This is a genomic window from Pedococcus sp. 5OH_020 (genome assembly GCF_027812955.1).
Lineage (GTDB): Bacteria > Actinomycetota > Actinomycetes > Actinomycetales > Dermatophilaceae > Pedococcus.
In genome coordinates, this window is record NZ_JAPYZV010000010.1 from 137,238 (window position 1) to 148,061 (window position 10,824).

The 10,824-nt window shown below is 67.9% G+C and carries 12 protein-coding genes and 1 pseudogene; 4 read left to right on the top strand and 9 right to left on the bottom strand.

Annotation, left to right across the window (positions count from 1 at the left end; translation table 11 throughout):
* Positions 1-215 precede the first annotated feature (215 nt).
* A complete protein-coding gene (locus PHA84_RS17730) occupies positions 216-2,585 on the bottom strand; it encodes a molybdopterin-containing oxidoreductase family protein (protein WP_270889469.1) in 2,370 nt (789 codons plus the stop codon).
* A gap of 407 nt (positions 2,586-2,992) precedes the next feature.
* The gene (locus PHA84_RS17735) at positions 2,993-3,592 is read right to left on the bottom strand and encodes a YdeI/OmpD-associated family protein (protein WP_270889470.1); all 600 of its coding nucleotides are present in this window, start codon (positions 3,590-3,592) and stop codon (positions 2,993-2,995) included.
* Positions 3,593-4,071: 479 nt separating this feature from the next.
* On the opposite strand from PHA84_RS17735, the gene PHA84_RS17740 reads away from it, so the two are divergent.
* On the top strand, positions 4,072-5,028 hold the full coding sequence (locus tag PHA84_RS17740; RefSeq protein WP_270889471.1) for a pYEATS domain-containing protein: 957 nt from the start codon (positions 4,072-4,074) through the stop codon (positions 5,026-5,028).
* 161 nt (positions 5,029-5,189) lie between these two features.
* Here PHA84_RS17740 and PHA84_RS17745 read toward each other — a convergent pair whose 3' ends face one another.
* On the bottom strand, positions 5,190-5,501 hold the full coding sequence (locus tag PHA84_RS17745; RefSeq protein ID WP_270889472.1) for an Ltp family lipoprotein: 312 nt from the start codon (positions 5,499-5,501) through the stop codon (positions 5,190-5,192).
* Positions 5,502-5,538: 37 nt separating this feature from the next.
* On the opposite strand from PHA84_RS17745, the gene PHA84_RS17750 reads away from it, so the two are divergent.
* Entirely contained in the window at positions 5,539-5,907 is a 369-nt protein-coding gene (locus tag PHA84_RS17750) for a hypothetical protein (protein WP_270889473.1), read from the top strand.
* An 11-nt stretch (positions 5,908-5,918) separates the two neighbouring features.
* Here PHA84_RS17750 and PHA84_RS20850 read toward each other — a convergent pair.
* A pseudogene (locus PHA84_RS20850) lies at positions 5,919-5,981 on the bottom strand (hypothetical protein); the annotation flags it as partial.
* A gap of 149 nt (positions 5,982-6,130) precedes the next feature.
* Positions 6,131-7,009, bottom strand: coding sequence for a nuclease-related domain-containing protein (locus tag PHA84_RS17755; RefSeq protein WP_270889474.1), 879 nt, complete (start codon positions 7,007-7,009; stop codon positions 6,131-6,133).
* A 181-nt stretch (positions 7,010-7,190) separates the two neighbouring features.
* Here PHA84_RS17755 and PHA84_RS17760 point away from each other — a divergent pair, with 181 nt between their 5' ends.
* The gene (locus tag PHA84_RS17760; RefSeq protein ID WP_270889475.1) at positions 7,191-7,439 is read left to right on the top strand and encodes a hypothetical protein; all 249 of its coding nucleotides are present in this window, start codon (positions 7,191-7,193) and stop codon (positions 7,437-7,439) included.
* A gap of 619 nt (positions 7,440-8,058) precedes the next feature.
* Positions 8,059-8,526, top strand: coding sequence for a CHRD domain-containing protein (locus PHA84_RS17765; protein ID WP_270889476.1), 468 nt, complete (start codon positions 8,059-8,061; stop codon positions 8,524-8,526).
* A 391-nt stretch (positions 8,527-8,917) separates the two neighbouring features.
* On the opposite strand, the gene PHA84_RS17770 is transcribed toward PHA84_RS17765, so the two are convergent.
* The 4 genes from PHA84_RS17770 to PHA84_RS17785 all read right to left on the bottom strand — a co-directional run.
* Positions 8,918-9,127: a hypothetical protein gene (locus PHA84_RS17770; RefSeq protein WP_270889477.1), complete on the bottom strand. Its 210-nt coding sequence runs from the start codon at positions 9,125-9,127 to the stop codon at positions 8,918-8,920.
* Positions 9,120-9,509, bottom strand: a complete 390-nt coding sequence (locus tag PHA84_RS17775; protein ID WP_270889478.1) for a TetR/AcrR family transcriptional regulator — start codon at positions 9,507-9,509, stop codon at positions 9,120-9,122. The genes PHA84_RS17770 and PHA84_RS17775 overlap by 8 nt, the downstream gene beginning before the upstream one ends.
* A gap of 172 nt (positions 9,510-9,681) precedes the next feature.
* The gene (locus PHA84_RS17780) at positions 9,682-10,305 is read right to left on the bottom strand and encodes a carboxymuconolactone decarboxylase family protein (RefSeq protein WP_270889479.1); all 624 of its coding nucleotides are present in this window, start codon (positions 10,303-10,305) and stop codon (positions 9,682-9,684) included.
* Between the two features lie 83 nt (positions 10,306-10,388).
* Positions 10,389-10,824, bottom strand: a 436-nt coding sequence (locus PHA84_RS17785) for an aldo/keto reductase (RefSeq protein ID WP_270889480.1), incomplete at its 5' end; no start/stop codon positions are given.

Sequence of the window (10,824 nt, forward strand, 5' to 3'; positions counted from 1 at the left end):
AGCTCGCACATCCTGCTGCCGCGTCCCCTCCCCTTCCCCTGGGGCCAGGGGCCGCGCCATGGTTGCGGCCGCGACTCTGGGCGGCCCATGAGCTGCCACTTGGGCGTTCCGCCTCGTCGGCCAACGCCGTCTGCATCTCCGTGATGCGGCTTTTTGGGCTACCCCCCGGGGGACGGGACGTCCTGGAGTAGTTCTTCCCGAGCACGGCTGCGGCGTCACTCCGGCGCGACGTTACACAGGGACGCGCGCAGCGGTGAGCTGCCGCTGGTCGGGTCGCTCGGCGTCTGTCGCAGCACCAGGTTCAGGTTGACGCCGCCCAGCTCGAAAGGATCCGAGGGTGGCAGGTCGAGCTCGCCGCATCCCTGCGACCAGCCGTGCTGGGCGCATACCACGCCCGGGTCGAGGCCGGCGTTGAGCTTCGCCCTCGCGCGCACTGCGCCATTCGGCGTGCTGATGCGCACCCAGTCGCCGGCGCTGATCCCGCGGGCCGCGGCGGTGTCGGGATGCACCTCGACCTGGGGGTCGGGTGCGGCGCGACGCAGCTCGGCGATCTGCCGGTGCTGGGATTCGCAGTAGCGCAGAGACTTGGCGCAGGTGAGGATCAGCGGGAACTCCGCGACCAGGTCGGGTCGCGACCGAGGACTGAGCGGAGGTTCAGCGAACGTCGGCAACGGGGGGTACCCGTGCTTGGCCAGGGTCTCTGAGTACAACTCGACCAGACCGCTCGGTGTCCGGAACCCGCGGTCTTCGTGCTTGCGATACGTGGTGCTCAGATCGAGGGACAGCCCGCGGGGCTCCGCGCGCAGGGCCTCCAGGGTGATGCCGCTCGGCGCGAGCTGGTAGCGCCAGGCAGCGTCAATGTCGCCGTCCCAGAACTGCTCGCCCAGTCCGAGGCGCTCGGCGAGGGCGAAGACGATCTGTTGGTCCGAGCGCGCGTCGCCGCGTGGCTCGACGACGGCTCGACGGAGCTGGACGTGGGACTGCGCCTGCTGGCTGACCTCGAACCCAACCCGCAACGCCTCGGTCTCGAACGGGCTCGCCACGGGCAGCACGATGTCGGCCAGGTCGCCTGTCGGGCTGGGGAAGATGTCGGCGTGCACGAACAAGTCCAGTGATGCGAGTGCGTCCCGAACTCGTGCACTGTCGCCGTGTGCCATGACGAGGTTGGCACCGAAGTTGACCAGTGCCCGTGCGCGGTAGGGTCGGTGCTCGAGGGCTGCGGTGTAGAAGTCCTCGCCCGTGATGAACTCGAACCGTGCCGGACCCAACGGGCGGTCACGGACACCGATGGCCCGATCACGCTGCTCGTCGCTGAGCAGGTCCAGGCCGTCGATCGGGTTCGTCGGCACCGGCGTGAAGAGCACGTTGCCGCCGGGGGCGTCCAGGGATCCGGTCAGCGCGTAGAGGACGTTGACGGCGCGGATCATCTGGGTCGTGTTGCTGTGCTGCTCGAGGCCGCTCCAGGTATAGAACGCGAGGGGGCGCGAGGCCCATAAGGTGCGGGCGGTGGCCACGATGACGTCGGCGGGCACGCGGGTGAGCGCCTCGGTCGCCTCGGGTGTCATCGCCTCGCAGTGCAGGCGCAGGTGCTCGAGCACCGGACGGCACCGGACCCGTCCGCCGGTCGTGACCACCTCGACGGTGCCCGACAATGCGAGCCGTGACTCGGCGCCGCCGTACGTCGGAGCGGCCGGGTCGTAAATGATGGGTTCCGCCTCCACCAGGTCCCACGCCACGTAGCCCGTGCCGGCGGCGGGCTCGGCGATCTCGTCTGCGTGGAGCAAGTCACCGGTGTCGGTCCGCACCAGGAATGAGGCGTTGGTCCAGCGGCGCACGAAGGTTTCGTCGTACCAGCCCCGGTCGAGCATCACGTGGATCAGCCCCAACGCCAGAGCCGCATCGGTACCGGGCCGCACTCGGAGCCAGTGGTCGGCCTTGCTGGCGAGCCCCGTGCGGCGCGGATCGACCACTACGAGGCGGGCGCCCCGGTTCACCGCGTCAACGGTCGCGGTAGCGTGCACCAGGCGGGAGACCGAGGGGTTGTAGCCCCAGTAGAGGATGCAGCCAGCGTTCTCGAGGTCCGGCATGAACGCACCGGGGACCGGCGCGCCAAAGGTGTACATCGACGCCATGTACCGACCCCAGCCGCACAACTCCATCGAGCAGGTGAAGTTCGGGCTCCCGAATGCCCGGCGCAGCCGCATGATCCAGTCCACCGAGTCGCTCAGCGCCGAGGTCGACGGAGAGGCCGACCCGAACACCACCGCCTCGGGGCCGCTCTCGTCGGCGATCTGCCCCAGCCTGGAGGCGATGGTGTCCAGCGCCTCTTCCCAGCCGATCTGCTCCCACCCAGGGTCGCGCGCTCCCTTGGGATTGGTCCGGCGAAGCGGATGGAGCAGCCGGTCGGGATGCTCGAGGATCCGGGGTGCCGACTTGCCCTTCACACAAACGGCACGACCCGTCGGATGAGCCGGATCAGGACCGATCGCGGTGAGCCGACCCTCGACGATGGTGGCCGTCGCGCCGCACCGCGAGACGCACATCGGACAGAACGTCGCCAGCTGCTCGCCATTCGCATCGTGCACAGCGCCTCCAACAGCATTCGGGTGTGCTCCGCCTCAGCAGTCTAGGACCTGACAATGGCGCTGTTGGGCCGAATCACGGGCACGAACCGACGCCCCCTTGTGCCGCGTGATCCGGCAGCGAAACCTCTCGAAGAGCCTCCTCCGGGCCCCACTGTCGAGGATCTCCACCGTGCGGGTCGCGACCCTGCGCCCGTGGGGAAGTCCAACGTCTAGGCATGCTTCTCGACCACAAGACAATCGATACCGAAGTGGCGCAGGCTTACGGCCATCAGCAGCCCCACCGCGCCCCGCCCACGGCCAGCACCGTACGTCGACCGGCTTGCCGACTCGGGCGACCTAGCAGCGGCCGGCATCGGCCTCCACTGGGGGTGCATCCGGCTACGTTCCAGCAGTCCGGTGTCCGAGCCCTAGGTACCGGACTTCTTGCTCGGCGCCGGGAACGGGGTCTTGCCCTGGGCGAGGGCGTCGGTGAGCTGCTCGATGCGGCGGGTGCGGATCTCCGGGCGCACCGCGGTCTGGATGCGATTCAGGAAGGCGAAGCGGTTGCGGCCGTCCAGCGCGGCGTAGACGTCGGTGAGGTCGCGCGCAGCCAGGGCGGCGGCAAGGTCGTCGGGCACCACTGCGGTAGCCGGGCTGTCGTAGGCGGCGTCCCAGCGGCCGTCCGCCTTCGCCTTTTCCACCACGGCCAGGCCAGCGGGGCGCATCCGCCCCTCGGCGGTGAGCCGCTCGATGCGCTCGCGGTTGATCTTCGACCAGCCGCTCTTCGCACGCCGCGGGGTGAACCGCTGCACGTACCACTCGTCGTCGAGCCGCCGGGCGATGCCGTCGATCCAGCCGAAGCAGAGCGCCACGTCCACGGCCGTCGTCCAATCGATCGACGTGACGCCGGTGCCCTTCTTTGCCATCCGAATCCAGACGTGCGTGGCGGTCGGCGCATTTTCGACGAGCCAGTTCTCGAACGCCTCGTCATCCTCGAAGAACACCGCGTCGGTGTGGACCATCGACATGGCAGCAGCCTAGGGCCACGGATTTTGACGTAGTTGGACGGTTGCCCAGGTCGGGGCCCTGAGCCAGGGTGCTGCATTCCGCCGCGTTAGGGGTCGCACGCCAAGGGCGCCGCCTCGTGGTCCGCAAATCGGCCCTATCCAGATGTATGCGCGCGCGCATCCTTGGCGTGCGGGTCTTTCGGGAGCGGCTGGTCCGGACGCCAATAGGACTGCTTGGGAGGGAGCACGGTCTGCCGGCAAGGTGATGCCCGGACCGGCGTGCCCGGCTCAGGTCGGGCGGGCGTCGAAGCCAGTCACTCGGATGAGCTTGGCAGGGACACCGGCGACGATCGCTCGGCAGGCCGATGGTCGGACGGCCCGCAGGCCACGGAGAGAGATACGGACACGGATGCCGATGCGCCAGGGCACCGCCCATGGGAACGTTAACGGAACCCAAGTCGGCCTTCCCTCTACGGGACGCCGGGGGTCGCACCGTACGAGTGGGAGGCCGTCTCGTGGCTAACGCTTCAGAGGGCGGAAGGCGCCGGCCTGCATGGGTTGAGTGGCTCGTCGCGGAACCGGTCGGGAAAGACGGCAAGAAGAACCGTCTCACGCGGCTGGAGCGGCTTGGCGCTGCAGCGGTAGGCCTCGTGCTGGTCGGCATCGCTCTCTACCTCGTGGAATTCCCGCCCGACCGCCAGGTTGCCCTGACCCAATGCCCGAAGGCTGCCGCTGGCTGTGTTGTCAGCGTGGACAGTGACCTCACGACGTTTGCCGCCGTCGTGGCAGGCTTTGGGGCGGCGGCCTCGCTGACCGCACTCCTGGGTGTCCGCTTCACCGAGGTGAAGGCCGCGGGAGCGGAGTTCAGGGCGGCGCCCGAGACGACGGGTCTGACCCCCGGCGGGACAGAGCTCAAAGCGGATGAGCTCCCGGACGAACCGGCCGCTGGGGGTGAAGAGCCCCGCCCGGCTGAGCTGACCCTTCCGGTGAAGGTTCCGATCACGATTGTCGTGGTGCAAGGGCTGGGCGAACGGGGACACGACGCCCCCATCGCGATCACGAGGCTGAAAGCGCCCATGTCCGAGGTCGGCCCAGAGCTCCTGCGTGATTACCAATCGGCGCGCAGGGTGAGCCAGAACATGTACTTCCTAACCCACGCTCTCAGCCCGGCAACTGCGGCGGGGCAGAAGTACTCCGTCGCGGTCCGGGTCACCCCGCACCTGCAGCAGGGGATGCCCCCACCCCTGCAGGTCAGGGCGGCGTCGTTCTTCCTTGGCCGCGCGTGGGGGAACCGAGTCATCCCAGGGCGCCCAGGATCCGACGGCCGGTTTGGGATCGTGACGCAGGCCTATGGGCCGTTCTTGGCGCTCTGCGAGGTCGAGTTCACCGACGGGAGCCGGATTCTCCTCGACCACTACTGCGACTTTGACATGGGCAGCCTGGTCCCCGCGACCTGATAGGCCAGATCCCGCGCATCGGCACCGGACGTGACCCCAGTCGCCCTCCAGGAGGCGGGTAGGGCATGTGGTCACCTGAGTGCGTCAGCGGCGACAGCTCGCAAAAGCGGTACCCGTAGGCGTGAGGTACGAGGTGAGTCTTTTCGCAGCGAGACGGCTAGTTAGCAGGCGCTGGTGCGGTGCGCGCCGTAGGAGGCTTGGCTGTGGGTGTACTGGTCACCGGCTGACGATGAGAGCTGCTCTATCAAGCCCGAGCACGAGAAGGCGGTCATGGCCAGGTAGTCGTTGGCCGACCTGACGGCTTGGGCGTTCCAGTTCACGTGCAGGCTGTCAACCGCCACCGTGGCGTCCTTGCGTGAGTACCCGTCCCCGGCTGACGACGACAGTTGGCCGATCAGTCCGAGCCGTGAGAAGCCGCTCATATCGAGGTACTGCTGCGCGGACTCTGCCGCGTTCTGCTGCGGGCCCGTCAATGACGGCACCACCGGGGCTGCGGGTTTGGCTGGTGCCTTGGACGACGACGACGGGGCTGGTGCCTTGGACGACGACGACGGGGCTGGTGCCTTGGACGACGACGACGGGGCTGGTGCCTTGGACGACGACGGGGCTGGTGCCTTGGGCGACGACGACGGGGTTGATGTGTCGGATGAAGATGATGAACTGCTGAACGAACTCGCTTGGCTCGACTGGCTGGTGTTGGCCGCGGTGGGGGTCGAGCCCCCGCCCCCGCCCCCGCCGGATGCCGCGCTAGCGACGACCCCGATGACCAAAAGCGCGCCGAGCCCGGTGAGTATCTTGTGCCGTGCGAACCACGGCTTGCCGCGGGGTTGCGCGACCGGTGCGGCGACGGCCCCTGGCTGGGTCAGCGGCCGGAATTGATCGGTCCACTGCTGGCCGTCCCAGAACCGCTCGCGTCCGTCGTCTTGCGGGTGCCAACCTGCTGGTGCGCTCATGCCTGCTCTACCCCTCTGCTCACGCGGGTCCTCCCCCCGATGCTGGGACGGTAGCGCTTGGGGGCATACCCCCGGAGTGGAACGCGAGAAACTTCAGGCGCCATGCGCTCGCCCCCTGAGTGCGTCTTACCGGGGCGACTAGGGATCCTTCAGGCGGCAGGCAGTTCCTTCGCCAGGCATCGGTGGATGTCATCGATGGCTTCGGAGGACAGTGCGCCTTCGAGCTGGAGTTGGAGATACAGCTTCTTCGGCCAGAGTGCGTGCACGTCGCGCGTGGTGAAGCTCCCTCCGATCAAGGGCCAGTCCGCTTCGACGAAGCACAGCACGCCGCGGACCGGAGCGTCGTCGCCGAGCGCTGTGCGCACCACGTCGACCTGTTTCAGCACGCCGTCTACCAGCCTGGTGCAGTCGCGTGATCCGACGAGCAGCCGTTCTACGCGGGGCCGCAGGATACCGCCTTCGATCTTGAGCTGAGGGCGGCCGCGGTACTTCTTGGCGTCGATGACGTAGACGCCGTTGGCCGTCACGGCGATGTGGTCGATGTTCGCCCTGGACCTCGGGGTCCGCCGGTCGTGCAACAGCCTGATCGTTTCGCAAGCCAGGCGGTCCAAACCTCTGCCGAGTCTCTCCTCACCCACGGCACCGGTGTCCCAGGCGGTGGTGGACTGCCGCTGCTCGGAGATGGCAAGGAGGAAGCCTCCGAGCCGTGGATGCTGGGTCCGGATGCGCTGCTCACGCTTGGCTTTGCGACGCTCGAACTCGCGGCGAGCTGATGCTCCGGCGGTGCCCGGCTCAACCACCTCAATGGCGACTGGTCCTGGCTCCATCACGCGTTCAAGGGTGACTGGTCCTCGATTCGTCTCGGGGCTGGACTCGAGCGACGGACTCATCTCGTGGCTCAGGCAACGGACCCTCTTGGTCTGTCGTTCGTAGACCGCCTCGGTCCGCTGCGGAATCCCGACCCCACAGACTCGGCAGGTGCCGGCGTACCGCAGCCGCATGACCTTCTCGTCGGGTCCATCTTCCACGCCGGAAACCGTACGTCGTTCACGCACCGCGGACGCGTCGTTTGCGGGATTTCCGCGTTGTGGCGGCGCTGAGCGCCGTAGCTACCCCGCGGGTCTAGCGTCGTGGTCGTCCGGGTCCCTGGCCGCGAGTGCGGCGGTGTCAGGTCTGGGCCTGTGTTCGGTCGCCGCATGAGGTGACGCCATGTCCGATACGACGATCCTGCTCCCGTTCCAGCCCGCGTCGATGTCGACGGCGCAGCTGGCCGCCGTCCCCGTTCTGGCCTGCTATTCCCGGCACACCCATGCCTTATACGTCGATCAGCTCAGGGAGTGGTTCACCTGGTGCGAGGTGCACGCCCTCGACCCGCTGATCGGTGTTCAGCGAGCCCACGTCGAGCTGTACATCCGCCAACTCAGTGACCCCATGGACTCATGGACTCCTCCGTGGTGATGGGCACGGGGTTCGAGCGCTCCTCAGGTTCGCGCACATCGACGGTCTCATCGTGGCCCACGCACCGTGTACGCCCGGCTGCCGAAGCTGCACCGGCACGAGTCCCGCACCCAGGGCCTGGACCGGCTCCAGCTGATCAGGTTCCTCCAGGTGTCACAGCCATCACCGTCCACCACGGAGCCCTCGGGTTCCTGCTCGGCATCAAGGCCCTCCGTGCGCGTCGGAGGCCGCGGCGGTCCGGATAGAAGACCACTCCGACCCCATGCGCCGGCATGCCATCACCAACGCCCTCGACGCGGGCGTCCCACTACGCGACGCCAGATCCTCGCCCGCACGCCCACCCAGGAACCACAGAGCACTACGACCGCCCCCGCGGAAACCTCGACCGCCACGGCGTCCACTTCCTCACCGCCTACGTCGCAGGGGTCTGAGCGGTGCTACTTGGAGGCGTCAGCCACGCAGCCATTGTCCAACGCTGCCTCGTCCGACAAATTGGGGGTCACGATCCCCCAGCGGCGGCCATACTGAACTGGAACGCTTCGTCCGACGTCTCTCCAGGTACGGCGCAGGCGGACGGGCCGGTGTCGACCCTGTTCAGCCCCAAAGAGCGGAGTGCCCCATGTTCACCCGAGTTCGCCCCCGCACAGCCCTTCTCGCCGCATCCCTTCTCGCAACCGCCTCACTCACAGCCACCGGCACCGCTCTCGCCAACCCCGGCGGCAGCCCGGCCATCCCGCTCAACACCGAGCAGGAGACCACCGGCTCCAACACGGGCGCCAGCGGGTTCTTCACGTACACCATCTCTGGCACGCAACTCTGTTACACCCTGACCGCCCGCGACCTGTCCGCCAACGCGGTGGCCGCCCACATCCACCACGGCCTCCGGAACGTCGCCGGACCGGTCGTCATCCCCCTCACGGTGGCCGCCGGCACCTCGTTCACCCACAGCGCGTGCACGACCGCCAGCCCTACCCTGCTCGCGAGCATCCAGGCGGACCCCAAGGCCTACTACGTCAACGTCCACACCGCGACGTTCCCCGGTGGGGAGATACGCGGTCAGCTCAAGAGTCCTCGTGTGGGACGCTGACGCGTGCCGGTTGGAGGCGTCGAGCGGTGCCGTTTCCCTCAACCACCCGAGATCTCGACGACGGTTACGCCCAAGCCACGAAGTCGTCAGGTCGGTCGTCCTACCGTCAGCATGCTCTGACCGGCGGGCTAGACCGGTATGACAGCGGGGAGGCGTTCATCCCGCCAGCGCGGATCCGCTCGGTCAAGGGAGCACGCCAGGCGCGCCTATCCGCCGCGGATGCTCATCGCTTTTGGCGGCATGGCTACCGCCCACCCTGGCGGCGGATAGGCTCGAGCACCAGACGACGGACATGACTTCGAGACGGTCGCTCGCGTGGGACCTCCGGATCGGCGGGTTTTTGTACAATCCAGACATCACCGGCGGGTTTTCCTCGTCGTCAACGCCGCGTCTAACCATCCGCGTGGCCTAGTACGGCTAGTCCGTGTAGCAGGAGGTCGGCCACGTCGCCGCAGGCCTGACCGGACGTGAGACCCGTGTTTCCTAGCAGCACGCCGGACTGGATGCCTTCGATGGCGAGGGCCGTGAGCTGGCCGGCGAAGGTACCGTCGACCGCCCGCAACGCTGCCGCCTGTACGCCATCTTCGATGAGCTCACGCACGCGGCGCGCCGCCGCCGTCGAGTTGGCGGCGTAGATCTCGGCCGTGGGCGCGAACCCGACCATGTCGCTGTAGAAGGTCGGCGAACAGCGGCTCATGGCCGACCCCACGCCGGCCAGGTAGGTAGAGATCCGCCGGCGGGTCCTCGACCGCCGCGACCGACGTCTCGATCTCCTCCGTCGCCTGGCGGAAGAAGTCCTTGGTCAGCGCCATAACCAGCTGCTCTTTGCTCGTCGCGACGCTGTACAGGGTCGCTGTGGAGCAGTGCAGCCGTCGCGCCATGTCGTCCATGGTCAGCGCCCTGAACCCCTCGCTGAGGAGCATGTCCTCGAGGGCGCTGAGCAGCTCGTTGCGACGTTCGAGGTCCACCCGCCGGCGGCGCACGCAGCTGCTGGGGTCCCTCGGGAACCCCGCGGGGAGCGTCGAGGGCCCAAACCATGTCTAGCTGCGACGCGAGCGTCATTGTGGCGGGGCGAGGAACGGTCAGTGGAGTGACTTGTCGGATCTCCGACGAGCGCGCGCTTGGGCCTGTGGCTGCAGGGCAGCGGTCCTGGCGTCAAGCATTGGGTGCCAGGTTCTCTGCCGGCTCCGCCAGCGCCGCTGGGCGGCGGCCGACCAACATCGATTCGAGAAGGTCGGCGGGGAACTTGGCGGCCGTTTCCACGTCCAGCTGCGCGCCCAGGCCGTCGAGAACGCGAGTGAAGAAGGAGCGCGCTGCGACCGCGAACACCGCGTTGGCCACGTCAGGGTCGCTCAAACCCAGTTGCCGAAGCCTGTCCACGTCTGCCTGTTCCACGGAAGCAGCGTCCCGGGCCACCTTGGTGGCGAACTGGTAGACCGCTTGGTCCTGTTCGGGCAGGGACTCCCCCGATGGGTCCCCGCTGATGGTCAGGAGCGTCGCCTCGTCATGACAAACATCCCGAAGGAACATCGAGTGTGCCGCCGTGCAGTACGTGTTCCGCAACTCGCGAGCGGCGGCGATGCTGGCGATCTCGTACTGTCTGCGGTTCATGCCGCCACGGATGGCGCCGTTGAGCTGCGTCCAAGCCTGCCCGACTTGGGGTCGCGTCGAGAATGCGCCGGCAAAGTTCGGCAGGAACCCCCACGCCGCTCGCTGCTGCTCATAGAAGTCGGCAAGCGAACCCTCGGCCGCGCCACCAGGGACTGAGTCAATGAACACCCCGCCATCCTCCTACCCCGCAGGCGTCGATGCGGGTCGTTCCTCAATATGCACGGGTGCGCGCCCCGGGGACGGCGAATGTCCTACGTATTCCTGGCGGCGCCAAGCTGAGACAAGGCAGAGAGCTGGTCCGGCTCGAGCACAACATCCGCGGCTGAGACATTGGCCGTGAGCTCCTCGACCGTCTCCGCACCCACGATGGCGGAGGCGACGGCCGGTCGAGACAGCAACCAGGCCAAGGAAGCTTGGTAAGGCCGCAGCCCCCACTCCTGACTCAGGTGCTCCAGGGCGCGGCCGACCTCCTGTTCGGCTTCCGTGAAACCCGGCCCTTTGAATCGCATGTCGCCCTGGATATCCCGCTGCAGGACCTCCATGCCGGCAAGCAGCCCACCGTGCAGACGACCGTACGGCACGACCGACAGCCCGAACTGGGCGCACGCCGGTGAGCGTCCCGCCCAGTGGTGGACTTTGGGAGTGATCGGCGGGGCTCCGGAACTGTAGGGGCCATCGGCGGGATCT